Origin of the sequence: Streptomyces sp. NBC_01089 (genome assembly GCF_045162975.1) — a bacterium.
Lineage (GTDB): Bacteria > Actinomycetota > Actinomycetes > Streptomycetales > Streptomycetaceae > Streptomyces.
Map to the genome: position 1 here is coordinate 7,174,128 of NZ_CP108660.1, position 26,987 is coordinate 7,201,114.

General features: G+C 71.6%; 22 protein-coding genes and 1 riboswitch. Of the genes, 16 read left to right on the plus strand and 6 right to left on the minus strand.

All coding sequences use genetic code 11. The features are described 5' to 3' along the window. Nucleotides 1-71: 71 nt before the first annotated feature. The 11 genes from OG510_RS32305 (at nucleotide 72) to OG510_RS32355 (ending at nucleotide 10,344) form a co-directional block, all read left to right on the plus strand. On the plus strand, nucleotides 72-1,247 hold the full coding sequence (locus tag OG510_RS32305; RefSeq protein WP_406141425.1) for an ROK family transcriptional regulator: 1,176 nt from the start codon (nucleotides 72-74) through the stop codon (nucleotides 1,245-1,247). Nucleotides 1,248-1,464: 217 nt separating this feature from the next. Beyond that, nucleotides 1,465-1,595, plus strand: a riboswitch (FMN riboswitch). 192 nt (nucleotides 1,596-1,787) lie between these two features. Continuing rightward, nucleotides 1,788-2,846: a bifunctional diaminohydroxyphosphoribosylaminopyrimidine deaminase/5-amino-6-(5-phosphoribosylamino)uracil reductase RibD gene (ribD, locus tag OG510_RS32310; protein ID WP_406142674.1), complete on the plus strand. Its 1,059-nt coding sequence runs from the start codon at nucleotides 1,788-1,790 to the stop codon at nucleotides 2,844-2,846. A gap of 5 nt (nucleotides 2,847-2,851) precedes the next feature. Beyond that, a complete protein-coding gene (locus OG510_RS32315) occupies nucleotides 2,852-3,481 on the plus strand; it encodes a riboflavin synthase (RefSeq protein ID WP_406141427.1) in 630 nt (209 codons plus the stop codon). Beyond that, nucleotides 3,478-4,131 carry a nicotinamide riboside transporter PnuC gene (locus OG510_RS32320; RefSeq protein WP_406141428.1) on the plus strand — a complete coding sequence of 218 codons (654 nt, stop codon included), beginning with the start codon at nucleotides 3,478-3,480 and terminating at the stop codon, nucleotides 4,129-4,131. Before OG510_RS32315 ends, OG510_RS32320 begins: the two co-directional genes overlap by 4 nt. Then, a complete protein-coding gene (locus OG510_RS32325) occupies nucleotides 4,128-5,411 on the plus strand; it encodes a bifunctional 3,4-dihydroxy-2-butanone-4-phosphate synthase/GTP cyclohydrolase II (RefSeq protein WP_406141430.1) in 1,284 nt (427 codons plus the stop codon). The genes OG510_RS32320 and OG510_RS32325 overlap by 4 nt, the downstream gene beginning before the upstream one ends. 22 nt (nucleotides 5,412-5,433) lie before the next feature. After that, the gene (ribH, locus tag OG510_RS32330; RefSeq protein WP_164266344.1) at nucleotides 5,434-5,919 is read left to right on the plus strand and encodes a 6,7-dimethyl-8-ribityllumazine synthase; all 486 of its coding nucleotides are present in this window, start codon (nucleotides 5,434-5,436) and stop codon (nucleotides 5,917-5,919) included. A 34-nt stretch (nucleotides 5,920-5,953) separates the two neighbouring features. Further along, on the plus strand, nucleotides 5,954-6,226 hold the full coding sequence (locus tag OG510_RS32335; protein ID WP_164266345.1) for a phosphoribosyl-ATP diphosphatase: 273 nt from the start codon (nucleotides 5,954-5,956) through the stop codon (nucleotides 6,224-6,226). 114 nt (nucleotides 6,227-6,340) lie between these two features. After that, on the plus strand, nucleotides 6,341-7,189 hold the full coding sequence (gene hisG / locus OG510_RS32340) for an ATP phosphoribosyltransferase (RefSeq protein ID WP_406141432.1): 849 nt from the start codon (nucleotides 6,341-6,343) through the stop codon (nucleotides 7,187-7,189). Nucleotides 7,190-7,219: 30 nt separating this feature from the next. Further along, complete coding sequence (locus tag OG510_RS32345) at nucleotides 7,220-7,687, plus strand: PH domain-containing protein (protein ID WP_406141434.1); 468 nt, start codon at nucleotides 7,220-7,222, stop codon at nucleotides 7,685-7,687. A 216-nt stretch (nucleotides 7,688-7,903) separates the two neighbouring features. Beyond that, the gene (locus OG510_RS32350) at nucleotides 7,904-9,247 is read left to right on the plus strand and encodes a hemolysin family protein (protein WP_406141435.1); all 1,344 of its coding nucleotides are present in this window, start codon (nucleotides 7,904-7,906) and stop codon (nucleotides 9,245-9,247) included. Further along, on the plus strand, nucleotides 9,244-10,344 hold the full coding sequence (locus tag OG510_RS32355; protein ID WP_406141437.1) for a hemolysin family protein: 1,101 nt from the start codon (nucleotides 9,244-9,246) through the stop codon (nucleotides 10,342-10,344). Before OG510_RS32350 ends, OG510_RS32355 begins: the two co-directional genes overlap by 4 nt. 82 nt (nucleotides 10,345-10,426) lie before the next feature. Here OG510_RS32355 and OG510_RS32360 read toward each other — a convergent pair whose 3' ends face one another. Then, nucleotides 10,427-12,328 carry an AAA family ATPase gene (locus OG510_RS32360; RefSeq protein WP_406141438.1) on the minus strand — a complete coding sequence of 634 codons (1,902 nt, stop codon included), beginning with the start codon at nucleotides 12,326-12,328 and terminating at the stop codon, nucleotides 10,427-10,429. 430 nt (nucleotides 12,329-12,758) lie between these two features. Beyond that, complete coding sequence (locus OG510_RS32365; protein ID WP_406141440.1) at nucleotides 12,759-13,340, minus strand: uridine kinase; 582 nt, start codon at nucleotides 13,338-13,340, stop codon at nucleotides 12,759-12,761. A 172-nt stretch (nucleotides 13,341-13,512) separates the two neighbouring features. On the opposite strand from OG510_RS32365, the gene OG510_RS32370 reads away from it, so the two are divergent. Next, nucleotides 13,513-14,913 carry a peptidase C39 family protein gene (locus OG510_RS32370; RefSeq protein WP_406141442.1) on the plus strand — a complete coding sequence of 467 codons (1,401 nt, stop codon included), beginning with the start codon at nucleotides 13,513-13,515 and terminating at the stop codon, nucleotides 14,911-14,913. Nucleotides 14,914-15,041: 128 nt separating this feature from the next. Here OG510_RS32370 and OG510_RS32375 read toward each other — a convergent pair whose 3' ends face one another. Further along, a complete protein-coding gene (locus OG510_RS32375) occupies nucleotides 15,042-16,589 on the minus strand; it encodes a sulfatase-like hydrolase/transferase (protein ID WP_406141444.1) in 1,548 nt (515 codons plus the stop codon). A 379-nt stretch (nucleotides 16,590-16,968) separates the two neighbouring features. On the opposite strand from OG510_RS32375, the gene OG510_RS32380 reads away from it, so the two are divergent. After that, entirely contained in the window at nucleotides 16,969-18,453 is a 1,485-nt protein-coding gene (locus OG510_RS32380; RefSeq protein ID WP_406141445.1) for an ABC transporter substrate-binding protein, read from the plus strand. 96 nt (nucleotides 18,454-18,549) lie between these two features. Here OG510_RS32380 and OG510_RS32385 read toward each other — a convergent pair whose 3' ends face one another. Then, complete coding sequence (locus tag OG510_RS32385; RefSeq protein WP_406141447.1) at nucleotides 18,550-20,172, minus strand: family 20 glycosylhydrolase; 1,623 nt, start codon at nucleotides 20,170-20,172, stop codon at nucleotides 18,550-18,552. A gap of 189 nt (nucleotides 20,173-20,361) precedes the next feature. On the opposite strand from OG510_RS32385, the gene OG510_RS32390 reads away from it, so the two are divergent. Both OG510_RS32390 and OG510_RS32395 read left to right on the plus strand, forming a co-directional pair. After that, entirely contained in the window at nucleotides 20,362-21,645 is a 1,284-nt protein-coding gene (locus tag OG510_RS32390) for a glycoside hydrolase family 1 protein (protein WP_406141449.1), read from the plus strand. Between the two features lie 10 nt (nucleotides 21,646-21,655). After that, nucleotides 21,656-22,237: a TetR/AcrR family transcriptional regulator gene (locus tag OG510_RS32395; RefSeq protein ID WP_406141451.1), complete on the plus strand. Its 582-nt coding sequence runs from the start codon at nucleotides 21,656-21,658 to the stop codon at nucleotides 22,235-22,237. A 245-nt stretch (nucleotides 22,238-22,482) separates the two neighbouring features. Here OG510_RS32395 and OG510_RS32400 read toward each other — a convergent pair whose 3' ends face one another. Then, nucleotides 22,483-24,939 (minus strand): glycoside hydrolase family 3 C-terminal domain-containing protein, encoded by a 2,457-nt coding sequence (locus OG510_RS32400; protein ID WP_406141453.1) that lies wholly within the window; start codon nucleotides 24,937-24,939, stop codon nucleotides 22,483-22,485. A 298-nt stretch (nucleotides 24,940-25,237) separates the two neighbouring features. Here OG510_RS32400 and OG510_RS32405 point away from each other — a divergent pair, with 298 nt between their 5' ends. Continuing rightward, the gene (locus OG510_RS32405) at nucleotides 25,238-26,185 is read left to right on the plus strand and encodes an SGNH/GDSL hydrolase family protein (RefSeq protein ID WP_406141455.1); all 948 of its coding nucleotides are present in this window, start codon (nucleotides 25,238-25,240) and stop codon (nucleotides 26,183-26,185) included. Here the strand turns inward: OG510_RS32405 and OG510_RS32410 are convergent. Then, nucleotides 26,175-26,819, minus strand: a complete 645-nt coding sequence (locus OG510_RS32410; protein WP_406141457.1) for a TetR/AcrR family transcriptional regulator — start codon at nucleotides 26,817-26,819, stop codon at nucleotides 26,175-26,177. The genes OG510_RS32405 and OG510_RS32410 overlap by 11 nt on opposite strands. Nucleotides 26,820-26,987: the final 168 nt, after the last annotated feature.

A 26,987-nucleotide genomic window follows, 5' to 3' on the forward strand; every position in this document is an offset into this window, starting at 1 on the left:
GGTGCGGTGCGGGGCCGGGCCGTAAACTATCAGGCAACCTGCCTGATAAATAGATCTGGAAGGATCCCGGCATGCCCGCATCCTCGATGACCGTCCGGGCCGTCAACGACCGCACCGCCCTCGACCTGCTCCAGGGGCAGGGCCCGCTGACGGCCGGACAGCTCAAGACGCTCACCGGTCTCTCCCGGCCGAGCGTCGCCGACCTCGTCGAGCGGCTGCAGACGGCCGGGCTGGTCAGGGTCGTCGGCGAGGCGGGCGCTGAGCGCCGCGGTCCGAACGCCAGGCTGTACGGGATCGTCGCCGACCGGGCGCACCTCGCGGCCCTCGATGTACGGACCGGGAGCGTCTCCGTGGCCGTCACCGACCTGGTCGGCGCGGTGCTGGCCGAGGCCACCCTGCCCGTCGGCCACGGTGCGGGGCCCGGTCCCGCCGACGCCGTGGAGGAAGCGGCCGCCCTGCTGGAGCGCACCGTGCGCGAGGCCGGTGCCGCGCGGCTGCACAGCGTCGGGATCGGCGCTCCCGGCCTCATCGACCCGGCCACCGGCGAACTGCGCGACACCAGCGGCCTGCCCGCCTGGCACCGCAGCCTGGTCGGCGCGCTGCAGCAGCGGCTGCCCGCCACGGTCCTGGTCGAGAACGAGACCAATCTCGCCGCGCTCGCCGAGCAGCGGAGCGGTGCGGCCCGCGGCCTCGACACCTTCGTCCTGCTCTGGCTCGGCCACGGCGTCGGAGCCGCCCTCGTACTCGAAGGGAAGCTGCGCCGGGGCGCGTCGGGCGGTGCGGGGGAGGTCGGCTTCCTCCCGGTGCCCGGCGACGGACTCCCGTCGGCCACCGACTGCGGTGACGGGTTCCACGGCCTGGCCGGCAGCGCCGCGATCCGGGCACTCGCCGACCGGTACGACCTCACCGCGGAGCCGGAGCCGCAGGAGCCCGCGGCGGCCGCGGCCGTACGGGCTGCCCCTTCGGCCGGCCGGCGCGGCGAGGACTTCCTGGAGGCGTTGGCGGGCCACATCGCGGTCGGGGCCGCGGCCGTCGTCGCCGTGGTCGACCCGGGCTGTGTGGTGCTGGGCGGCGAGATCGGCCACGCGGGGGGAGCGGACCTCGCGGCCCGGGTGGAGCGACGGCTGGCCGCGCTCTCCCCGCTGCGTACCGAAGTACGGGCGGGGGAGCTGGGCGGCGCGGCCGTGCTGCACGGCGCGCTGCTCACCGCGCGGGACGCGGCGCAGGACGATCTGTTCGGCGGCTGAGAGCGCGCAAGCGCCTGAGGGTGTGCGCAAGCGTGGGCGGCGGCACGGACTCCGGCACCGGCGGCGGCATGGGCTCCGGCAGCGGCGGCTGCACGGGCAGCAGCACAGCCCGCGCCACGGACAGTGACCGGCCGGTCGCTGTGTCTGTGAGCCAGCCCACATCAGGTCGCCCGCATGGCCGACGGCTGGACGTGGCAGACTTGTGCTGTACCAGCAGCAGCGCACTCCGGGGTCGGTGTAATTCCGAACCGGCGGTTATAGTCCGCGACCCGTCCGCATCCAGCGGGCGGTTGACCAGGTGTAATTCCTGGACCGACGGTGAAAGTCCGGATGGGAGGCAGTGCGCGGCGGGCCGTATTGGTACGTCGTAGCCGGTGGCGTGTCTTCTGGATCCTCGGAACACAGCCGCTCCTCCGGCCCCGGCGTCCCCGTGTGTTCCCGCTCTCTGTCGTCATCGACAGGCCCCGGAGTCCGTGCCCGAAGAGGCAGGAGGACCCGGTGGCCACCGCAGCCGCTCCATCACCGCAGGCGTTCGACGCCATGCGCAGGGCCATCGCGCTCGCGGCGCGCGGACTCGGATCCACCAGCCCCAACCCCGTCGTCGGCTGCGTCATCCTCGACGCGTCGGGCCGGACGGCCGGCGAGGGCTTCCACCGGCGGGCCGGCGGTCCGCACGCCGAGGTCGACGCACTCGCGGCGGCCGGCGACCGAGCACGCGGCGGCACCGCGTACGTCACGCTCGAACCCTGCAACCACACCGGCCGCACCGGCCCCTGCTCCCAGGCGCTCATCGACGCCGGTGTGGCCCGCGTGGTGTACGCGGTCGCAGACCCCACCCCACAGGCCACCGGCGGCGCCGACGCCCTGCGCGCGGCCGGGATCGCGGTGACGGCCGGTGTACTCGCCGACGAGGCCGCAGCGGGCAACGCCGCCTGGCTCACCTCGGTACGCCTCGGCCGCCCCCGGGTGACGTGGAAGTACGCGGCGACACTCGACGGCCGCACCGCCGCGGCCGACGGGACGAGCCGCTGGATCACATCGGCCGAGTCCCGCGCCGACGTCCACCGGCTGCGCGCCGAGTCCGACGCGGTCCTCGTCGGCTCGGGAACCCTGCGCGCCGACGACCCGCACCTCGCCGTCCGCGGCATCGAGGGCGCCACCCAGCCACTGCGGGTCGTGCTGGACACCCACGCCCGCTCGCTCGGCCCCGACGCCCGGGTCCTGGACGACGCCGCCCCGACGCTGGTCGTCGTGGGCGACGGCGTCACCGCACCTCCGCCCACCGGCAGCGCCGACCTGGTGCGGCTGCCGTACGACGACACGGGTATCGCCGTCGACGCCCTGCTCGCCGAGCTGCACGCGCGCGGTGTCCGCTCCGTACTCCTCGAAGGCGGTGCGACGCTGGCCGGCTCCTTCGTCGCCGCGGGCGCCGTCGACCGGGTCATCGGCTATCTCGCCCCTGTTCTCCTCGGCGCGGGCCCCGCGGCCCTCGCCGACGCCGGAATCACCACCATCACCGACGCGTTGCGACTCGACGTCACCGAGACCGTCCGCATCGGCCCCGATCTGCGGATCACCGCCACCCCGAAGGAGCGCTGAGCGCCGTGTTCACCGGAATCGTCGAAGAACTGGGTGAGGTCACCGCCGTCGAGAACCTCGGCGACGCCTCCCGCTTCCGCCTGCGCGGCCCGGTCGTGACCGAGGACGCCAAGCACGGTGACTCCATCGCCGTCAACGGTGTCTGTCTCACCGTGGTCGACTCCGGCGGCGGCGAGTTCACCGCCGATGTCATGGCCGAGACACTCGACCGCTCCAGCCTCGGCGCCCTCGCCACCGGCTCCCGGGTCAACCTCGAACGCCCCATGGCGCTCGGCGGCCGCCTCGGCGGACACCTCGTCCAGGGCCATGTGGACGGCACCGGCACGGTCGTCGAACGCAAACCGTCCGACCACTGGGAGATCGTGAAGATCGCGCTCCCGGCGGACCTCTCCCGTTACGTCGTGGAGAAGGGCTCCATCACCGTCGACGGGGTCAGCCTCACCGTCGTGGACGCCGGACCCGACTACTTCACCATCAGCCTCATCCCCACCACCCTCGCCCTGACCACGCTCGGCATCAAGCAGCCGGGCGACCCGGTCAACCTCGAAGTGGACGTACTCGCCAAGTACGTCGAGCGGCTGCTCGGCGCCGACGGCACCCGGGCCACACCGGAGACCGGAGGGCCGCTGAAGTGACCGCACTGACCTGGCTGAACACCGAGGCGTTCACCGTACTGGGCCAGCACATCCTGTGGTCCGACATGATCGGCAACACCATCGGCCTGATCGCGCTCGCCCTCGGCTGGCGCCGCTCGGTGCTGACCTGGCCCGCGCAGTTCCTGTCCGGCGTCATCCTCGTCGGCGCGTACTCGTCCGCCCATCTCAGCGGCGGCGTCGGCAAACAGCTGCTGGTCATCGGGATAGCCCTGTGGGGCTGGCGGGCCTGGACCCGGGGCAGGCAGCAGGCCCAGGACGGCAGCATCGCGGTGCGGTTCGCCAGTTGGCGCGAGCGCGGACTGCTGCTGGCCGGTGCCGTCGTCGGCACGGTCGCCGTGGCCGGTCTCTTCCTGGCCGTCCCGTCCCTCTCCTGGAGCCCGTGGGCCGACGCCTACATCTTCGTCGGCACCCTCGTCGCGATGGTCGCCCAGGCACGCGGTCTCGTCGAATTCTGGTTCGCGTGGCTGCTCGTCGACCTCGTCGGCGTCCCCCTCGCCTTCCACAGCGGCCTGGCCTTCTCCGGCCTGGTCTACGTGGTCTATTTCGCGCTCGTCCTCTGGGGCCTGCGCGACTGGTGGCTCCGCTCCCGTACGAGCGTCAAGCCCGCCCTGGAAGGAGCAGCAGCATGACTGCCGAGCCCGTCTGGTACTCGACCGACAACGCCGAGGACCTCTCCCTCGACCCCGTGGAACAGGCCGTACGCGACATCGCGGCCGGCCGCCCCGTGGTGGTCGTCGACGACGAGGACCGCGAGAACGAGGGCGACCTCGTCATCGCGGCCGAGAAGGCGACCCCCGAGATCGTCGCGTTCATGATGAGCGAGTGCCGTGGCCTGATCTGCGCGCCCATGGAGGGCGACGAACTGGCCAGGCTCGACCTCCCGCAGATGGTCGAGAACAACACCGAGTCCATGAAGACGGCCTTCACCGTCTCCGTCGACGCGAGCAAGGCGCACGGCGTCACCACCGGCATCTCCGCCGCCGACCGCGCGACCACCCTGCGGCTGCTCGCCGGCGGGCTGGCCGGCGCCGGGGACTTCGTACGCCCCGGCCATGTCTTCCCGCTGCGGGCCAAGCCCGGCGGGGTGCTCGTACGCGACGGGCACACCGAGGCCGCCGTCGACCTGGCCCGCCTCGCCGGTCTGCGCCCGGCCGGCGCGATCGTCGAGATCGCCGGCGAGGACGGGGTGATGCTGCGGCTGCCCGAACTGGTCCCGTTCGCCCGCAAGCACGGCCTCACGATCATCTCCATCGAGGACCTGATCGCCTACCGCCGCAGCTCGGAACCGAGGGTCCGCCGCGAGGCGACCGTCCGCCTCCCCACCGCGCACGGCGATTTCACCGCGTACGGCTACCGCTCCATCGCCGACGGCATCGAGCATGTCGCCCTGGTCCACGGGGAGATCGGCGACGGCGACGACGTCCTGGTACGGGTGCACTCCGAGTGCCTCACCGGCGACATCTTCCACTCGCTGCGCTGCGACTGCGGACCCCAGCTGGAAGCCTCCATGGAGCGCATCACCACCGAGGGCCGCGGCGTCGTCGTCTATCTGCGCGGCCACGAGGGGCGCGGCATCGGACTGCTGTCCAAGCTGCGCGCCTACGAGCTCCAGGAGCGCGGCCGAGACACCCTGGACGCCAACCTGGAACTCGGGCTGCCCGCCGACGCCCGCGACTACGGCGCCGGAGCCCAGATCCTGGCGGACCTCGGGGTGCACAGCCTGCGGCTGCTGACCAACAACCCCGAGAAGACCGCCGCCCTGGTCAGGCACGGACTGGACGTCACCGGCCGGGAGGCCATGCCCGTCCAGGCGGGCGAGCACAACCTCCGGTACCTGCGCACCAAGCGGGACCGGATGGGACACGATCTGCCCTGGCTGGACACCACGTCCGCCTGCGGCAACCAGTAAGAAGCAAAAGGGAGAGACAGACATGAGCGGCAAGGGCGCACCCGAACTCACCGTGAAGAACTGCGGTGACCTGCGCGTGGCCGTCATCGCGGCCCAGTGGCACGAGAAGGTCATGGACGGCCTCGTCGACGGCGCGCTGCGCGCCCTGGGCGAGCTGGGCATCGACGAACCGACCCTGCTGCGGGTCCCGGGCAGCTTCGAACTGCCGGTGGTGGCCAAGGTCCTCGCGGGCCGGGGCTACGACGCGATCGTCGCTCTCGGAGTGGTCATCAGGGGCGGCACCCCGCACTTCGAGTACGTCTGCCAGGGCGTCACGGGCGGCCTCACCCAGGTCTCCGTCGAGACCGGCGTCCCGATCGGCTTCGGCGTGCTGACCTGCGACACCGAGGAGCAGGCGCTGGACCGGGCCGGCCTCGAAGGGTCCAACGAGGACAAGGGGCACGAAGCGGTCACCGCGGCCGTCGCCACCGCGACCACACTGCGCACGGTCAGCGAACCCTGGCGCTGAGTGGGGAAGGGGACCCCGTACTCTTAGCAGCATCATGGCGAACAAAACCTTCGAAGAGCTCTTCTCCGAGCTCCAGCTCAAGGCCGCCAACGGCGACCCCTCCACCTCCCGTACCGCCGAACTGGTGGGCAAGGGCGTGCATGCCATCGGCAAGAAGGTCGTCGAGGAGGCAGCCGAGGTGTGGATGGCAGCCGAGCACGAGGGCAAGGAAGCCGCCGCCGAGGAGATCTCGCAGCTGCTGTACCACGTTCAGGTGATGATGGTCGCCCGTGGGATCTCACTCGACGACGTCTACGCCCATCTCTGAGCAGCCACCCCCGAGCGCCCGCCCCTGAGCGCTCACCCCGAGCATCCACTTCTGAGCACCCGCACACCCCGCACATCCTGATATCCACCACCTCGCACGAAGGAAGCCGACCTCATGCTGCGCATCGCCGTCCCCAACAAGGGTTCTCTCTCCGGGCCTGCGATGGCGATGCTCCATGAGGCCGGCTACCAGCAGCGCAAGGAGTCCAAGGAGCTCGTCCTCGTCGACCCGGAGAACCAGGTCGAGTTCTTCTACCTCCGCCCGCGCGACATCGCGATCTACGTCAGCTCCGGCAAGCTCGACATCGGCATCACCGGCCGCGACCTGCTGCTGGACTCCGGAGCCCAGGCCGAGGAGATCCTCCAGCTCGGCTTCGCCCGCTCGACCTTCCGGTACGCCACCAAGCCCGGCACCGCGAACGGCCCGGAGGACTTCGGCGGCATGACGATCGCCACCTCGTACGAGGGAATCGTCGCCAAGGCCCTCGCGGACCAGGGCGTCGACGCGTCCGTCGTCCACCTGGACGGCGCCGTCGAGACGGCCATCGAGCTGGGTGTCGCCCAGGTCATCGCGGACGTCGTGGAGACCGGCACCTCGCTGCGCAACGCCGGACTCGAAGTGATCGGCGAGCCGATCATGCAGTCCGAGGCCGTCGTCATCCGCCGGGTCGGCGCCGCGGCCGACGAGCCCAGGATGCAGCAGTTCCTGCGCCGCCTCCAGGGCGTCCTGGTGGCCCGGAGCTACGTGATGATGGACTACGACTGCCGGGTCGAGTTCCTGGAGCAGGCCGTGGCCCTCACCCCCGGCCTGGAGTCGCCGACCATCTCCCCGCTGCACCACGAGGGATGGGTCGCCGTCCGCTCCATGGTCGCGGCGAAGGAGGCCCAGCGGATCATGGACGACCTCTACGCGCTCGGGGCCCGCGCCATCCTGACCACGGCCATCCACGCCTGCCGTCTCTGATCCCTGACCAGCACGAAGGACGCACGGAACATGACCGCCCCCGAATTCCCCGCCCTCCCGGTCACCTTCAGGCCGACCCGCACCCGGGTGGTGCTGCTGTCCGTGGGGACGGTCATGTTCGTCGTCCTCACCGTCGTCTCCCTGATGCTGGAGACCCTGACGCCCGGTGAGCGCGTCTCGTTCATCTTCACCGCCGCGGTCTTCTTCGGGGTGCTGGCACTGCTCAGCCGCCCCAAGGTCGTCGCGGACGAGGACGGCGTCACCGTCGTCAATCTCACATCCAGGCGCCGGCTGGCCTGGCCGGAGATCCTGCACGTCAACCTGCGCCCCGGTGACGCCTGGGTCTTCCTCGACCTCAGCGACGGCACCAGCCTCCCCGCCCTCGGCATCCAGCCCGGCATCGGCAAAGCTCAGGCCATCCGCGACGCCCGCGCACTGCGCGCGCTGGCGGACTCACGGGGCCCGGCCGACACCGGCCGGAGCACTCCCGGGGAGTGACGGCGGCCCGCCCGCCGGACAGCCGCGGCGGCTGAGCCCCTGACGCATCGGGCCGCTGTTTGATTACTCTGGGGCGGGGCGCCAGGTGCGCCCCGCCCCGCACCCTGTGACCCCCGTGGTCCGCGGGGCACCCCTGCGACATGAGGAGTGATTCCCTCCAGCAATGGACGGATCATCCGGTAGTACATGCGCCGCCCCTCTTCCGGAGACGGCGGCATGACCATTCCCCTGCTGCTCCTCGGAGCGGCATTCCTTCTGATTCTCGCCAACGGATTCTTCGTCGCGGCCGAATTCGGCCTCGTCACCGTGGAGCGGCCGGACGCCGAACGCGCCGCCGCCGACGGAGACCGGCGGGCCGGCACCGTCGTACGGGCCCTGCGGGAACTCTCCTTCCAGCTCTCCGGCACCCAGCTCGGCATCACCATCACCTCGCTGGTGGTCGGCATGCTCGCCGAGCCCGCGCTGGCACAGCTCCTCGACGGACCGCTCGGCGCCACCGGACTGCCCGAAGGGGCCGTGTCCGGGATCAGCGTGGTGCTCGGCATGATGCTCGCCGCCGCCGTGCAGATGGTGCTCGGCGAACTGGTCCCGAAGAACTGGGCGGTGTCCAGGCCGCTCCAGGTGGCCCGGTTCGTCGCCGGACCCCAGCATCTGTTCTCGACCGCGTTCCGGCCGGTGATCGCCCTGCTCAACACCGTCGCCAACCGGCTGGTCCTGGCGCTCGGCGTCGAGCCCGCCGACGAACTGGCCTCGGCCCGCACCCCCGGCGAACTGGTCTCGCTGGCCCGCCACTCGGCCCGGGCCGGCACGCTGGAGCAGGACACGGCCGACCTCTTCGTACGGACCCTGTCGCTGGCCGGACTCACCGCCCAGCACGTCATGACCCCACGGGTGAAGGTCAGCGCACTCCAGTCGTCGGCGACGGCCGCCGACGTACTGAACCTCACCCGCGCCACCGGCCTCTCCCGCTTCCCCGTCTACCGGGAGCGCATCGACGAGATCGTCGGCATGGTCCACCTCAAGGACGCCCTGGCCGTGGCCGCGCAGGACAGGCACAGGACCTCGGTGGGGCGGGTCGCCGTCGCACCGCTGCTCGTGCCCGAGACCCTGCCCGTACAGCAGCTCCTGGAGCGGCTGCGCACCGAGCAGCCCATCGCCGTGGTGGTGGACGAGTACGGCGGCACCGCCGGCGTCGTCACCCTGGAAGACATCATCGAGGAGCTGGTCGGGGAGGTCAGGGACGAGCACGACGGCGCGGACGCCGACCGCCCCGAGCTGTCACCGGCCCCCGCCGAGGACGGCAACCCCGCCTGGGAGGCCGACGGCAGCTGCCGGGTCCTCACCCTGCGGCGGATAGGGCTCGAAGTCCCCGAAGGCCCGTACGAGACCGTCGCCGGCCTGGTGGCCGATCTGCTGGGCCGCATCCCCGCTCCCGGCGACCGGGCGGAACTGCCCGGCTGGCGGCTCTCGGTCCGCAGGGTCGAGCGCTACCGCGCCGAGCGGGTACGCCTGGTGCGTACGGCCGATGTGCACGCGCCGGTCATGGAGGGCGTGCGATGAGCTTCCTCCAACTGCTCTTCGCCGCCGCCCTGGTGCTCGCCAACGGCTTCTTCGTCGGCGCCGAGTTCGCGCTCGTCTCCGTACGCCGCAGCCAGGTCGAGCCCCTGGCCGCCGAGGGCTCCGCACGGGCCCGCAAGGTGTTGTACGGCCTGGAGAACCTGCCGCGGATGATGGCGGCCGCGCAGTTCGGCATCACCGTCTGCTCGCTGACACTGGGCGCCGTCGCCGAGCCGACGGTCGCCCACCTGCTCGAACCGGTCTTCCAGGCCGTCAGGCTGCCCGACGGCCTGGTCCACCCGCTGGGATACGTGATCGCTCTCGCGCTCGTGGTCTCGCTGCACCTCGTCATCGGCGAGATGGTGCCGAAGAACCTCGCCATGGCCGCACCCGAGAAGACCGCGCTCTGGCTCAGCCCCGGCCTGGTCGGCTTCGCCCGGCTCTGCCGCCCGGTGACCGTCGCGCTCGGGGCCTGCGCCCGGCTGGTGCTCAAGCTCTTCGGCGTCGAGCCCAAGGACGAGGTGGAGGCGGTCTTCACCAGCGAGCAGCTCAACCGGCTCGTCGAGGACTCGGGCCAGGCCGGTCTGCTGGACTCGGAGGCCCAGGAACGCCTGGAGGACGCCCTGGAGCTGGGCAGCAGGCCCATCGCGGACGTCCTGATCGCCCGCGCCGACCTGATCACGGTCGCTCCCTCGGTCACACCTCTGGCGATCGAGGAGCTGACCGTACGCACCGGGTACTCGCGATTCCCGGTCTGCGCGGACGGCGGCGCCTTCATGGGCTATCTGCACGTCAAGGACGTGCTCGACCTGGAGGACCGGGAACGCGCCGTCCCCCAGCAGGTCTGGCGCCCGATGGCGACGCTCCGCGCGGAGCTGCCGCTGGACGACGCGCTGACCGTGATGCGGCGCGCGGCCACCCATCTGGCTCAGGTCGCCGACGGATCCGGCAAGGTGCTCGGTCTGGTGGCACTGGAGGACGTGCTGGAGAAGCTGGTCGGTGAGGTACGCGACCCGGCGCACCGGGAGGCCGCGGCGCCGCAGGTGACCCGGGTGTCGGAGCCGCGCACGGACCGCACCGAACAGGCGCTGGCCGGGTAGTCCCGGTCCCGGGTCTCCGGGCGGCTCCCGACGCCGGGGCGGTGCTCCCGCTTCCGGGGACCGCCCCGGCGTCGGGGACCGGTCAGAGCGGCGGCTCCTGCTGTCCGCGGCCGACCGGTCCCCGGCCCGAGAGCACCTCCCCGTACGCCTGCATCAGATCCGGCAGCCGCAGCGTCGACAGATCGTCCCGGCCGGGTGTGGTGGCGTATCCGCTCAGCCGCAGATCCCGGTACGCGCAGCTCTTCTCGTACAGGGTGCGCAGAAACCGGCCGTTGCCCAGCTCGTCGATCCAGCCCTGGTCCACCACATGGCCGGCGATCGAGCGCAGCTCGTCCAGCGACTCCTCGTCCCACACGTCGCCGTTCTCCGTCGCCAGCACCTCGCCGATCGCGGTCAGCTCCAGCGGCCGGTAGCTCGGGAAGTCGACCCGGGACGTGAAGCGCGAGGAGAGCCCCGGATTGGTGGCCAGCAGGCGGTCCATGCCCTCGGGGTAGCCGGCCAGGATGACCACCAGGTGGTCACGGTTGTCCTCGGCCCGCTTCAGCAGCACCTGGAGCGCCTCGTCGCCGTACGCGTCGCCCTTGCTGTAACCGGAGTTGGAGAGGCTGTACGCCTCGTCCACGAAGAGCACCCCGCCGAGCGCCGAGTCGATCAGCTCGTTCGCCTTCACCGCCGTCTGTCCCAGGAACTCGCCCACCAGATCGGCGCGCTGGGCCTCGATCAGATGGTCGCCGCCCAGCAGCCCCAGTGCGTAGAACACCCGGCCCAGGATGCGGGCCACCGTCGTCTTGCCGGTGCCCGAAGGGCCGGAGAAGACGAAGTGCCGCTTCGGCGGCTGCACCGGCAGCCCCTGGGCGGCCCGCAGCCGGGCCATGTTGAGCTGTGCCGACAGCGCTTTGACCTGGCGCTTCACCGGCTCCAGGCCGACCATGCGCTCCAGCTCGTCCAGTGCGCACGCCAGCAGCTCGGGATCGGTGGGCCCGGCCGGCAGGTCCGGCGGGAACTGCTCGGCAGGCGCGGGATCCCTGTCCCGTACGGCGCCGGGCGGCGGAGCCGAGCCGCCCAGTGGATCGCCGCCGGGGCTCCCCGGGCTCCCGGGCCGCGGGTCCCGGCCCTCCGCGGGATCGCTCTCCACGAAGACGCCGTCGGCCTGCCCGTCCACCGCGTCCTGCCCGAACCCGGCCAGCGAGACCGCGGCGTAGTCCACCGCGTCGTCGTATCCGTCGCCCTCGGAGATCGCGGCGAGCCGGGCCGCGGTGTCCATGAACGCGGGGTCCACCCGGTGCACCGCCCGGTACAGCGGCAGGGCCGCCGCGCTGCGCCCGGTCCCCTCGTGGGCGCGCGCCAGCCAGTAGCGCAGCTCCTTGCGCTGCGGCTGCTCACTGCGGCAGCGCATCAGCGCAGCGGAGAGCAGCGGCTCCGCCTGCCCGTACATGTCCAGCCGCACCCGCGCCATCCCGCCGAACAGCCCCGCCTCGATCCCCAGCACCGGATCGTCGACCAGCGAGGCGGTGTAACGCACCAGCCGCTCCCAGTCCTTGGCGAGATAGGCGCGGCACGCGTGCAGGAACCGCACCTGCGGATCGGTGTCGACCGGCGGCAGCCCCGCCAGCGCCCGGTCCAGCTCCGGCACATGGCGCCCGTCCAGCCAGTGCGAGGCGTGCGCGAGCAGCAGATCACGCGGGCTCTCCAGCACCGGCTGCACCCACCAGCCCAGCCAGTACCAGGAGTTGAGAGTGCGGCGCAGCCTGCCGCGCTGTTCGCCGAACCGCTCCCGGTGCCGGAACATCCGCAGTAAAGCGGTGGTGGTGTCCACCCGCAGCGCGTGCAGTCCGAGCCAGCCGTCCGCCATCCCCGGATCGAGCCGCACCGCGGCCCTGAACTCCTCCTCGGCCTGCGGATACGCCCCCATCGTGTAGGCGTCCACGCCCCGCAGCCAGGCGAGATCGGCCGGGGCGTGCGAGCCCTGCGTGCCGAAATCCATCACGTCCCCCACAGACCGTGCCCCCGTACCGTGCCACCGGACTCAGCGCCCGGCGACCTGTGAACCGCAGTGCAGCGGACGGGAATTGACCGGTGCCGCCCGAAGGGCATCGTACCTGCGCAGAGGCCCGGTACCGAAGGGTGCAGGAGCACTCGGTGCCATGGGGGGACGGCTCGCTCACGGTGACCGAGGGTGAGCAAGCGGAGAGATCAGTTGTCCGGTTGGGGAGGGAGTGGGCAGAACGAAGCCCCCGATCACGGGGGAACAACCGGGGGCTTCGCGTCTGCGGCGGCTTCGAAAAGCCGCACATTGAGAACGTAAGACCTGTACGGGCCCTGGGTCAAGCGGAGTTGAGGCACTGGAAGGGCGGTTTTCCGCCGGGTGGCAGTCCTGCGGAGAGGTCATGACTGTATGTGACCGAATGGATCGCTCACGCGGTCACTCGCGGACCCGGAAACCACTCGTAGCCCTCGCGGCACTCACGTACCAGCAGATCCGCGAATGGCCGGGAAGGGTCCCCGGCGAAGTGCCGGGCCTCCGCCGCCGTCCAGCCGTCCCAGAACTCCCGCAGGGCCGGCCCGTCGCGGTGGCGGCCCCGTTCCCAGGAGCCGGCGGCGCTCCGGTCCATCCAGAGCAGCCGGGCGAGATACGGGCGCAGCGCCCGGCGGCCCGCGCCCACCCCTTCGACAATGACGACGTCAGTGGTGTCGATGGTCCGCTCGGGGCCGAAGCGGCGCAGCGTCCAGTCGTAGGGCGCGTACCGGGCGGCCTCGCCGCGGGTGAACGGCTCGATGACCTGGGCGTGCAGCCGTCCGGTCCAGTCGAACAGCTCCTGGTGGGTGGCCAGATCGTCCAGATGGAGTACGGGCGCCCCGTCCAGCGCCGCGGCGAGCCTGGCCGAGAATGTGCTCTTCCCCGAGCCCGCGTGGCCGTCGACCGCGATCAGCCGAACTGGCCCGCAGGAGACGGGCCGTGCACGGATCGCGGTGGCGATGTGGTCGAGGTCTGCCATGGGGCCAGCCTAGGAGAAGTCGGCGCCTTCGCAGGTCACGCCAGTGGTCGATACCAATATTGGTGGCAGGACGCGTGGCGAATCACTGGCAGAAACGCGTCGGAAGCCGGGATAGTTGCTCCACTGTCATGCGCTCGCCGCCCCATCCGTATCCGACTGGGGGTCCACCAACGTGACCAGTACCACTCCGCGCAGGACCATTCTCGCCGCGGCGGTCGCCGCTGCGGCCGCTGCCGCGGGTGCGGCCGCAGCCGTCCCCGCCGTCGCCGCCCCGGCCCCCGCGCCGGACGGTCCGCCGGCCACCGCACACACCCCGCAGCCCACCGGGGGAGGGCCCGTGACCCCGCTCGTGGACAACAGTGTCTGGGCCTCGTACGCCGCCTGGCGCTCCGGTGCGGCCGACGGCACCACAGCCCTTCCCGGCCCCCGCTCGGGCCTGGTCATCGGGGCCCCCGCGGGCCGCACCGACTACACCGATCCGCACACCGGGAAGACCGCCACCTGGGAGTACGCGACCTGGACCTCACCGGTCCACCCCTCACGGGTCCCGGCCACCGAGGCCGTCGCGTCCTGGAACGCGCAGACCCCGGCGGGCACCTGGATCCTGGTCGAGCTGCGGGGCAGCTACTCGGACGGCACCGAGACCCCCTGGTACGTGATGGGCCGCTGGGCCTCGGGCGACGCTGACATCCGGCGGACCTCCCTCGACGGCCAGAGCGACGGCAAGAGCTCCATCTCGACGGACACCTTCGCCGTCGACAACGCCGCGAGCGGGCTGCGCCTGGTGTCGTACCGGCTGCGGTTGACGCTGTACCGCACCCCGGGCACCAGGCTGACGCCCACGGTCCACCGGGTCGGGGCGATGACGTCGGACATCCCGGACCGGTTCACCGTCCCGCCGTCGGTCCCGCGGATCTCCCGCGAGCTGAAGGTCCCGCGCTTCTCGCAGGACATCCACGCGGGCCAGTACCCGCAGTACGACAACGGCGGCGAGGCGTGGTGCAGCCCCACCTCGTCCTCGATGATCATCAAGTACTGGGGGCGCGGGCCCACCCCGGCCGACCTGGCCTGGATCGACCCGTCGTACGCGGACCCCGAGGTCTGCCAGGCGGCCCGCTACACCTACGACTACCAGTACGAGGGCTGCGGCAACTGGCCCTTCAACGCGGCCTACGCGGCGACGTACAAGGACATGAGCGCCACCGTCACCCGGCTCGGTTCGCTCACCGATCTCGAAACCCTCGTGGGTGCGGGTATCCCGGTCATCACCTCGCAGTCCTTCCTCAAGGGGGAGCTGACGGGCGCCGGTTACGGCACGTCGGGCCATCTGATGACGGTGATCGGCTTCACGGCCGACGGCGACGTCATCGCCAACGACCCCGCGTCGGCGGACGACGACGCGGTGCGCCATGTGTACCGGCGCGCGGAGTGGGAGAACATCTGGCTCCGCACCAAGCGGTACGACGCGAACGGCAAGGTCGTCAGCGGTACGGGCGGGGTCTGCTACATCTACTGGCCCGCCGACCCGGCACCCGGCCGGCAGCGGGTGCTGAAGTCGTTCGGCCTGCTGTGAGCGTGTGGGGCGCTGCCTCGACCAGCTGACAGCAGCGTTCCCGGCCGGCCTGGATGAGGTGGCCGTACTCGTCCACCGTGACGTCGGCGGAGCGATGTCCGATCGGTCCGCCGTACGCGGCTTCACCTCTACCGGGCTCCGGCGGCTGCCTTCCAGCGGGCCAGTGCGCGGGCGAGCTGCTGCGATGCGCGCTCCACGGTTCCGTCCGGGCCGGCCCGGCCCGCGGGCACCGGCAGGTCGACGCTGGGGTAGCGGGGATCCTCGTCGGCCGGGATGACGTCCGCCGTGTCGGCCAGCCAGCGCAACAGGGCCTGGTTCATGCGCTGTTCGACGTGCGCGTGGACGGGACTGCCCGCCAGGCTGACCCGTTCGTCCGGGTCGGTCGGCCGGTGGTACAGCTCGGCCGGTTCGTACAGCCGCCACACATACGTCCACTCCCGGTCCCGCACCGCGACGGCCCGGCCGACGAGTTCGGGGCGCTCGTGTTGGAGGGCCGCCTTCAGGTCGTACGGGAATCCGGCCCGTTCGAACCGCGGTTCCTCCGCCGTGGAGAAGCCGCCCTCGGTGAAGGCGTACTCACGGTGTTCCCTGCCGGTGTCATGGATGAGGGGCACCAGGCTGTGGCCGAAGTGGCGGTGCGGAGCCTCGACGCCGGCCAGTTCCAGGACCGTCGGAAGCACATCGATGAGTTCCACCATCGCGTCGGTGCGCCCGCCCCGGGGGAGCCCCCCGCCGGAGATGACGAGCGGGTCGCGGGTGATGCACGGGTGGAGCGCGGATGGCCACTTCTCGACCAGGCCGTAGTCGCCCAGGTATTCACCGTGGTCGGCGAAGAACAGCGTGACGGTGCTCTCGCCCGCTCCACTCCCGTCGACCGCTGCCATCAGCCGCCCGAGCTGCTCGTCCATCCGGGAGATCATCCCGTAGTACGTGGCCTTCACCTCGCGCCACATCTCCGGCGTGGTGTCTTCGATTCCGAAGCGTTCCCTGACGGCCTGCATGTAGGCGGGTTCGGGCCCTTCGGCACCGGCGGGCGGCACGGGGGCGGGCAGGGTGGCACGGTCGTACAGGGAGAACCACGGCTCCTCGGCCTCGAACGGGCAGTGCGGCGCGATCAGTGGCACGAACAGCGCCCACGGGCCTTCCGGGGGCTGTTCGAGCCAGCGCACCGCGGTACGGATGGTGGCTTCGTCGGCGCTGACGCGCTCGCTGTCGTCCGGCAGCCGTCCGCGGTAGTGGAGGCGCGCCCACTCCTCGCCGCCCGGCCAGTCGCCGGGGGCTGCGGGGCCACCGAACGCTGTCGGCGGGACCCCGAAGCCGTACTCGTCGACACTGAGTTCGGTGGCACCCGGCGCGAACGTGTCGCCCCGCATGCCAGGCCAGGCGACGTGGTACCCGGCCTCCTTGAGGCAGCGCAGCAGATTGGGCTCCCACGGCTTGAGCAGATGGGTGAGGGTTCGGTGCCCCTGGGTGTGCGGGTACCAGCCGGTCAGGAACGACGCCCGGCTGGGCGAGCAGACGGGGTGCTGCACGTAGGCGTTGTCGAAGCGGGTTCCGAGGGCGGCCAGGGCGTCCAGATGGGGCGTGCTGATGTGCGGGTTCCCGAAGGCGCCGAGCGCGTCGGCGCGCAACTGGTCCGGGATGAAGAAGACGAAGTTCGGCCGCTTGCCTGACATGAGTGGCGCTCCTTCACGGTGTCCGGCCCCGGCCGGGCGCCGGCTCTGTGTACGTGCTGGTACCCCTACTCAAAAACCATACGGTGCACTGTTTTTGTCCGTCAAGGGTCGCGCGCGGCAGCCCGGGGCTGCCGCCTCCGGGTGCCGGGGGAGGGGGTGTCGGCTGCGCCACTGTCCGGTTCCGGCTTCTCCGGCTGGCGCATTGACGCCTAGAAACCGATCAGAATATGTTTTTCGAAGTTGGCGAGCCTTCCGGCTGGGCGTGCTGTCCGGCTGCCCCCTGTCGTTCCGCCGGGACACTCCTGTTCCCGGCCACCCAGACGGAGAGAACATGATGAGGCATTCCGCCCGAACCGCGGCTTTGACGGCCTGCGCCACTGTGACGTCCTTGGTACTCGCGGGCTGCGGAGGAGGCGGCGGTTCCGCCGGGGGCGGGTCCGCTGAACTCGACATCGCCACCCTTACGAGCGCTCAGAGCCTCGATCCGGCCGACGCGCTCGGCAGCGCACTGCCGTATTTCCAGGCGGTTTACGACACCCTGCTCAAGCGGGCCCCGGACGGCAGCTTCCGGCCGATGCTGGCCACCAAGTGGTCGTACGACAAGGACCGGACGCGCCTGTCGCTGACCCTGCGCCAAGGGGTGAAGTTCACCGACGGGAGCGCGTTCGACGCACAGGCCGTCAAGGCCAACATGGAGCACTTCAAGAAGGGCGGCGGTGGTGCGGCCAAGGATCTCGGCGCCCTGCAGGCAGTCGAGGTGCGGGACGCCACACATGTGACGCTCCGGCTGTCGGCCCCCGACCCCGCGATGCTCTTCTATCTGAGCGACGCGGCCGGGCTGATGGCGAGCCCGGCGAAGCTGGCGGGCGGCAGCCTCAAGACCGATCCGGACGGCACAGGTCCGTACACACTCGACAAGGCCAGGACAGCGGTCGGGGACAAGTACGTCTTCGAGCGCAGGAAGGGCTACTGGGGCAGTCAACTCCCTTACCGCACACTGACGATCAGCGTCTTCGACAACGAGACGGCCATCGTCAACGGCCTCAGGACGGGCCAGATAGACACGGCCGTCCTCCAGGACGCCAACCAGCAGGAGGCCGTCAAGTCCGACACCCAGCTCCGGACGGCCGAGCACACCTTCGACTTCCAGGGTCTGCTCCTCTTCGACCGGGCGGGCGTGCGGACCCCGGCGCTGCGGGAGGTGAAGGTGCGGCAGGCGCTCAACTACGCGCTGGACCGCGGCACGATGCTCGACAAGATCCGCCGGGGCGGCGGGCAGACCACCGACCAGGTCTTCGGAACGGGCACGAAGGCGTACGACAAGAGCCTGGACACGTACTACGACCACGACCCGGCGAAGGCGAGGAAGCTGCTGGCCCAGGCCGGCTATGCCAAGGGGTTCACCCTGAAGCTGCCGAGGATCTCCGCCATCGTCAACGACGCTCTCGCGGCATCGATCGAGACGGATCTCAAGGCAGTGGGGATCAAAGTGGTCTGGGACCAGCTCGACGGCAACAGCGCCGTCCAGCGGATCTACAAGGACCGGGCCTACTCCGCCATGGTCATGAACATCGGTCAGTCGCCGATCGACTGGGTCACCGTCCAGGACCTGGTCGCGCCGGGCACGTTCAATCTGTTCGGCTCCACCGACGCGACCGTCAGGCAACTGCTTCCGCGCATTCAGGCGGGCGGCCCGCAGGCCGGCACGGCGGCGCGCGCCCTGAACAGGCATCTCGTCCAGCAGGGCTGGTTCGTCCCCTTCTACCGGTCGTCGTTCCTGCTCGTGTCCGGCAAGGACGTGAAGGCAGAGCCGCAGTCCGGGATGGGTGTGCCGTCGATTTACGACTACACGCCGGCCGGGTAGGCGGCTGCCCGCGGCCCGCATCGGGCCGGCGCACCACCGCGGGCCACTTCGGAGGGCGCCTCCACCGCACCGCGGTGGAGGCGCCCTCCCGCGCGCTCATGGCCAAGGCACCTCCGGTGCGGCGAAGTGGACCAGGCCCCGTTCGCTCCACATCCGCGCGTGCCGGGCGATGCGGCTGCGGTACTCGTCCCACTCGGGCGCCCGCCCCGACCAGGCGGCCTCGGCCAGCGAACCGATGCGCGGCAGGAGCAGGGTGGTCAAGTCGTCCATTCCGCGCAGGGTATGGGCGAAGAGCGTCGCTTCGACGCCCGCCAGCTGCTCCTCGGGGATGCCGTACGAGGCCGGATCCCACGAGGCTGTGTGGCGGACGCTGCGCGGGCGGTAGCCGGGGAAGCCGAGGCGCTCCGTGCCGGCGGCCTGGTCCGCGGACATCCCTTCGGACGCGTAGCCGCGGTCCAGGTAGAGATGGGACTGCGGCGACAGCAGCAGCCGGCCGCCTCCGTCGATGATCCGCTCGACATCATGGTCGGACGGGGCGAAGAACTTCTTGAGGGCCCGGATGAACTCCACGGTCATGCCCGCCGCGACAAGTCGGGGCCGCTCGGCGAGTTCCTCGGCGGTGTCGGGCAGGTCCATCATCGGGACGTCGACCCAGAACTGGGCGATGTCATCGGGCCCGGTCCCGGCCCGGGAGGACTCCTGCCAGGCCACCGGACGTTTGCCGGACTTCCTTGTGAGGTCGCGCAGTTCGCGTACCCCGGCTGCGAAGCTCTCATCGGTGATGCCGACCGCCTCGTCGGCGCCGATATGGACGAACGGGCCGTCGGTCAGGGCGCAGACGTCGGCGAGGACGGCGGAGACCGCCGCGTGGGTGTCCGCATCGGTGAGGTCGAGCGGCGGTACGAAGGGGAAGCGCCCAGCGAGTCCGGGGGGCGCGGGTGAGGGAGGCAGCTCCGGAAGGGCCGTGCGCAGCGCGGCACAGTGCCCCGGAAGGTCTATCTCGGGAACGACCGTGATGTGGCGCCGCGCCGCGTACACCTGGAGGTCCCGGTACTCCTCCGTGGTGTAGTAGCGCCGCTCCCCGGGTCCGTCCTGCTGAGCGGTCGGGGGCGGGGAGGTCAGGGCCGGGACCGAGGGTATTTCGAGGCGCCAGCCCTCGTTGTCCGTGAGATGCAGGTGCAGCACGTTGAACTTGTACAGGGCGGCGACATCGATGATCTGCCGCACCTCATCGGCCGTGACGAAGCAGCGGGCCGGGTCGATCAGCAGCCCGCGCCAGGCGAAGCGCGGGGCGTCGTACAGCTCCTGATGACCGATCAGGCCGTCGGGCGGTGCGGTCAGGATCAGTTGGGCGGCCGTGGTCGCCGCACGGAAGACGCCCTCGGAGGTGCGCGCCCGGCAGATGACGGACCGGGGGCCGACCGTCAGGCGGTATGCCTCGTCGGCCGGCTCGGCTCCGCCGCCGGGCGCGACACCCACGGTACGGCCGGGCGGTACGCCGGCCGCGTCGAGCGACAGGACGATATCGGTCGCGGGCCCCGCCGGTGCGTCACCCGGCAGCAGGCGCTCACCCAGGTGCGGTGCCAGCAGGGCGCGCACCGCTTCGGCGACCGGTGCCAGGCGTTCACCGGCACGGATACGCCAGGGGCCGGCGGCCGGAAGGGAACCGGCCTCCACTGCGGCGGACCGCTCCGCGGGGCGGGGAATGACGGCGTTCATGGAGCCTCCACCGGCCGTCCGGGGGCCCGGGAGCCCGGACGGCCGATTCGTCGGGTACGGCGCTTCGGCGCCCCCGGGCCGGCCGGGTCCGGGCCGCGTGTTTCGCCCGGGCGCCTCTTCCTCCGGGGCCGGCGCCGCCTGTACGCTAACACGAAAACCGATCAACGAACGCTTTTTAGAGGTGGCCGCATGACGTCCTCAGCAGGGTCCGCACTGGTGCTTCCGGAGCACTTCTTGATGGGGGCAGCCACCTCCGCCCACCAGACCGAGGGCAACAACGTCTCCAGCGACTGGTGGGCCCTGGAGAACCAGGAGGACACCTTCGTCGCCGAGCCGAGCGGGGACGCGGCGGACAGCTTCCACCGCTGGCCCGAAGACATGGACCTGCTGTGCGGGCTGGGCTTCAACGCGTACCGCTTCAGCATCGAATGGGCCCGCATCGAGCCTGAGCGCGGCCGAGTCTCCCGAGCCGCCGTCGCGCACTACCGCGCGATGGTGCGCGGCGCAATCGAGCGCGGCCTGACCCCGGTGGTGACGCTGCATCACTTCACCTCGCCCCGCTGGTTCACCGAGCGCGGCGGCTGGGCGGCTCCGGACTCCGCCGAACTGTTCGCGGCGTACGCCCGGACGGCGACGGAGATCCTGCGTGCGGGGGTGCGGTACGTGGCGACCATCAACGAGCCCAACATGGTGGCTCTGATGTACGGCATCCGCCGCTACGCCGCCGAACACGGCTGGGGCGCCGTCACCAGCAGGGACGAGACCGGCGCAGCGGCCGGCGGCCCGGCCTCGGTCGAGCCCGCCGCCGACATCACCGAGGCGCTGGTGCGCGCCCACCGGGCCGCGACGACTGTTCTCAGGAGCGCCGACCTGGGGCTCCGGGTCGGCTGGACCGTGGCCAACCAGGTGTACCAGGCCGAACCGGGCGCCAGGGACGTGGCAGTGGCCTACGCACGGCCGCGCGAGGATGTCTTCCTGGAGGCCGCCCGCGAGGACGACTGGATCGGTGTGCAGGCGTACACCCGCCACCGCATCGGCCCGGACGGCCCGCTGCCGGTCCCCGAGGGTGCCGAGACCACACTGACCGGCTGGGAGTTCTACCCGGAGGCACTGGGCGAGGCCGTCCGGCACACCGTCCGGGTCACCGGCCCCGGTGTCCCGGTCATCGTCACGGAGAACGGCATCGCGACCGGCGACGACGAGCGGCGGATCGCCTACACGGAGCGGGCGCTGGCGAGCCTCGCGGGCGCCATGGGCGACGGTGCCGACGTACGGGGCTACTTCCACTGGAGCGCCGTCGACAATTACGAATGGGGCACCTACCGGCCCACGTTCGGGCTCGCCGCGGTCGACCCGCGGACCTTCGCCCGTACGCCCAGGGAGTCGGCCCGGTGGCTCGGCGCACTGGCCCGCGCCGGGCGCATCCCGCAGGCCCCCGCGCAGGCCCGGGCCGGCGCACCGACTGCACGTTAGGGTGATCGGCATGGCGAAACGGGGCCCGTACGAGAAGGGCGAAGCGAAGCGCGGCGAGATCCTCCACGCGGCACTGGAGATCTTCGCCACGGAGGGATACCGGGGTACGTCGCTGCGCAAGGTGGCGGCGAAGTGCAATCTCAGCCTGCCCGGTCTCATGCACTACTTCGACTCGAAGGAGGACCTGCTGACTCAGGTCCTGCGGATGCGCGACGAGACGGCGCGGCTGCGGCAGCAGGAGCGCACCGATCCGGACGGCTACCGAGAGGTCATCCGGGAGGGCGCCCGTACACCGGGCCTCGTGGAGCTGTTCGTCTCCATGACCGCAGCCGCCAGCGACCCGGCGCACCCGGCGCACGCGCTCTTCGCCGAGCGCTACCCGATGCTGCGCGAGCGGGTGGCCGTGTATCTGCGGGAGCGGATGGAACAGGGCGCGATGCGCACGGACATCCCACCCGAGCGGCTCGCGGCCCTGCTCATCGCGGTGGCCGACGGCATCCAGCTGCAGTGGCTGATCGACAGGTCGACGGACATGGAGCAGCCGATCGACGACGTGATGAGCCTGCTGTCCCTGGAGCCGGGCGAGCGGTGACGGGCGGCCCCCCCGAAACGGCGACGAACCGGGGTGCGGTGTTGGACAGCCCCTGAAGCGGGGCGCAGTGGCAGCCGGTCGCCGAAGTGGGTGGCGGTGGCAGCCAGTCGGTCGGCCCCCGGGCCGCGGCTCCGGGGGCCGGCCGCCGTGGCGGGGTGCTGGGGACAGTGGCCTCCTCCAGCACCCCCGGGGCGTGCGCGGGGGCGGGGCAGTGCGTACGAGCGGGGTCGGGGCAGTCGTGTCCGCTACCCCGCCCCGATCCCTCCGGCGGGCGTCTCCGCCGCGGCGCGGGCAGCCAGTTCCGTCAGGTCCTGGGAGGAGACCGGGCTCTGCGGGAATTCGGCGATCACATCCAGCGGAATCCCGGCCAGGAAGCGCCGCATCACCGGGTCGGCCAGGGCGGCCGAGCCGCCCGGGGTGCCGCCACGGGCGAACCGCTCCAGCAGCAGCGGCCCGCCGACCGGATGCGCGAACCACTCCGCCAGGGTATGACGGCCTGTCAGCCGGATCCGTGACGGGTCTCCCTCGACGTTCACCTGCACCGCCAGCCTGATGTCCCGGGAGGAGGCCGCCGCCTCGATACGGTAGGTGCCCCCCGCCACCCGCCACCCGCCCTCGCGTTCGCTGTAGTGGGCGAGATCGGTGCGGTCCAGCTCCACGACGACTTCGCGGTGTTCGCCGGGTTCCAGATCCACTGCCGTGAAACCGCGCAGTTCACGCTCCGGGCGGGCGGTCCGGCTCTCCTCGGGGCCCGCGCTGTAGATCTGCACGATCTCGCGCCCCGCGCGCCGCCCGGTATTGGTCACGCCGACCCGTACGGTCAGCCGCGAATCGCCGTGGCCGGTCCTGACGGTGAGACCGGAGTACGCGAACGAGGTGTAGGAGAGACCGTGGCCGAAGGGGAAGGCGACGTCGCTGCGGCGTGCGTCGTATCCCCGGTATCCCACGAACACGCCCTCGCCGTAACGGACATGACCCTCATCGCCCGGGAAGGAAAGATACGAGGGCGAGTCCTCCAGGCGCAGCGGAACGGTCTCGGCGAGCCGCCCGGACGGGCTGACCGCGCCGAACAGGACCCGCGCGAGCGCGGCTCCCCCCGCCTGGCCCAGCAGCCAGCCCTCTATGAGGGCCGGTACCCGTTCGTGCCAGGGTGCGGTGCGGACCACACCGCCGTTGGAGAGGACCACCGCGACCCGGGGGTTGACGGAGACGACCCGCTCCAGGAGACGCAGTTGGGCCTCGGGCAGATCGATGTGGTCGCGGTCGAACCCTTCCGATTCGTCCTGCGCGGGCAGTCCGAGGAACAGCAGCACGGTGTCGCTGCGGGCAGCGAGCCGCTCGGCCTCCAGGGCGAGGGCCGCGGATTCCGCGGCCAGGGTCCCGGGCGCCCCGGCTGCTGTGGTTCCCATGGCCGGATCCCCCGGAGCCGGACCTTCGGCTGCCGTATCGCCCACGGCCGCGTTTCCCGCCCCCCGGTCTCCGTGGCCGGGCTCGCAGTTCCCGGCCGGATACGTGCCGCCGTCGGGCAGGGCGTACCCCGCCGCGAACTCCACCCGCGCTCCGTCGGCCGCCGCCCGCAGGCAGTCGAGCGGTACGTCGAGGCGGGCCGGGGTCACCTGGGAGCTGCCCGCGCCCTGGAAGCGCGGGGTGCGCGCGAGTTCACCGATCACGGCGACGCTGCCGGTGCCCGGGTCCAGGGGGAGCAGCGCGGGGTGGTTCTTGAGCAGGACGACGCACCGCTCCGCGGCCTCCCGCGCCAGCAGATGGTGTGCGTCGTACGGGATTTCGCCCCGTTCCTGTCCGCCGGATGCCTTCGCGCGCCGGGCGAAGCGTGCCAGCCGCTCGGCCGACCGGTCCAGCACCTCCGGGCCCAGGGCCCCGGACTCGACCGCGGCGACCACCTCACGGTCGGTCCGCCCGCCGGTGCCCGGCATCTGCAGGTCGAGTCCGGCGCGCAGGGCGGCGACCCGGTCGCGCACCGCGCCCCAGTCGGACATCACCACGCCGTCGAAGCCCCACTCGGTGCGCAGGATCGCGGTCAGCAGCCGGTGGTTCTCGCTCAGCGGTACGCCGTTGAGCGCGTTGTAGGAGGCCATGACGGACCACGGGCGGTCGCGGCGGACGATGCGCTCGAAGGCCCTGAGGTAGATCTCGCGCAGGGGGCGCTCGTCGATGTCGGCGCTGATCCGCATACGGTCGGTCTCCTGGTTGTTGGCCGCGTAGTGTTTCAACGCGGCCCCCACTCCGGCCTCTTGCAGCCCCCGTACCATCGCCCCGCCCATCTCGGCCGTCAGGAGCGGGTCTTCCGAGAAGTACTCGAAGTTGCGCCCGCACAGCGGCGACCGTTTGATGTTGATACCAGGACCGAGCACCACCTGTACGCCGTGCGCCCGCGCCTCGGTGGCGATGGCGGCGGCGACACGCGCCGCGAGTCCCGGATCCCAGCTGCTGCCGAGGGCGACCGCCGGGGGAAAACAGGTGGCGGGGGCCGCGCTGTGCAGATCGAGCTGGCCGCCGTCGCCCTGTTCCCTGGGCAGTCGCAGGCCGTGCGGCCCGTCGGAGAGGGACACGGCCGGTATCCCCGGCACCGCCTCGGTGACGAAGTCTCCCGCGCCGCTGGTCAGCGAAGCCTTCTGGGCGAGCGTCAGCTCGGGCAGCCCGTCGGGGGTGCCGGGCGCGGGGGGCGGTTTCTGCTGGGTCATATGGCCTGCCCGGTCGGTTGATGCGGCGTCGGCCGGTGCCGTGTCCATCGGAGGGGCGCCGGCCGGGCGCGGCAGAGCTCTGCCGCGGTCGCAAAAACCGTAAATTGATCGGGTTTCACTGTCAAGGCCCCGTGGACGCGGCGGCGCGGGTCTCGTTCGCCGCCTCACCGGCAGTGAAACTGCCGGGCTCCGGCATATTGACGACCATAAACCGATCACCTTACGGTTTTCGAGCCCGGGGCACCCCGCCTCGGTAGGGCCCCGCACGTCCGGGCCACTCACGAGATGAGGGACAGCAATGCCGCTGCACCGTTCCGTGCCCCGTCCCACCGGGCTCCCGCCCGCCGCAGCCGTCCGCCGCCCTCTCGCGAGAGCCGGTGTCCCTCTGGCGGCGGCCGGGCTGGCGGCCCTGGCTCTCGCGACGCCCGCCACGGCCCGTCCGGCAGCCCCCGTCCCGGCCGGCCACGCGAGGGCGAAAGCCGCAGGAGCGCACTACGTGGCGCTGGGCGACTCGTACAGCGCCGGCGCGGGCATCCCCGACCAGGTGGACGTGAACTGCGCCCGCTCCAACCAGAACTACCCGTCGCTGACCGCCAAGACCATCGGCGCGGCGCAGGTCACCGATGTGACCTGCTCGGGCGCCGACACCACCGATATGACCCAGCGGCAGGGCTCGGCCCCGCCCCAGCTGGACGCCCTGCGTCCGGACACGACACTGGTCACTCTGGGCATCGGAGGCAACGACCTTGATCTGACCGGGGTCATCACGCGCTGTGTCCTGCTCGCGAACCTCGCGCCGAACGGCGCACCCTGCAAGAGCAGTTACACCCTCCTCGGCACCGACGAGATCCGCTCGCGCATCAACGCCACCGGCCCGAAGATCGAAGCGGTACTCAAGGAGATCCACACCCGTTCCCCGCAGGCGAAGGTGGTCCTGGTCGGCTATCCCGCGATCGTCCCCGACGACGGTTCGGCCTGCCGCGACACGATCCCCTTCGCCAAGGGCGACTTCGCCTGGTTCCGCGACGAGGAGAAGGCGCTCAACTCCATGCTCGCCGAGCAGGCCGCGGTGTACGACGCGGCCTACGTCGACACCTACACCCCATCGGTGGGCCACGACGCCTGCAAGGCGGACGGCGTGCGGTGGATCGAGCCCAAGGAGTCGGCGGCCGCCGCCGGTTTCCACCCCAACGCGGCCGGACACCGGAGCATGGCCGGTGCGGTCCTCGGGGCGATCAGCCGGTGAGCCGGCCCCCGCGGGCGGTCTCCCGCTCCACGGGCAGGCCGTAGCGGCCGAGGAAGTCACGGACCGAATCCTCCATCGAGACGGCGCCCGGCTCCAGGAGCCACTGTGTCTGCAGACCGTCCAGAAGCGCGAGCAACTGGACGGCCACGGCCTGCGGTTCGGCCCTGACAGGCGGATCGGCCGCAGCGAACAGTGCCCCCAGGAGCGCGCCGAGCTCGGCGCGCAGTCGCCGGTAGCGTTCGACGAAATAGTGGTGGGCGGGGTGGTCGGGCCCCGAAGCCTCGGCGGACAGCTTCGCGTACAGGCCGACCAGGCCGGGCGTTCGGCTGTTGCGCCCGACCAGTTCCACGACCCGCCGCAGCCGCTCGGCGGGTGGCGGCTCCGGCGCCGCGGGTTCCAGGATGCGCGGGAAGAGCCAGGCGGCGTCGGTCTCGTCGCGCCTGCTGAGGACCTCGAGCAGCAGCTGCTCCTTCCCCGGGAAGTGGTGGAGGAGCCCGGCGTGGGTGAGGCCGGCACAGGCGGCGATCTCGCGCAGCGACACGGCGTTGAACCCCGAGCGGGAGAACAGCTCGGCCGCAGAGTCGAGGATGCGGGCGCGCGTGCGCTCGCCCTTCGTCCGGGGCTCCTTGCTCAACGGGAGGTTCCTTCCGGTGGATTCAGTGAATGCAGCAGGTGGCGGGTCCGGTACGTACAGCCGCTGCGTGGGCCGGCGCGGTACGTGTGTCACCTGGACGGAGACCGCCGCGCGCGTCGACGGCCGTGCCGAATCTACCAGTTGGTCAATTCCTCACCAGGAAACCTA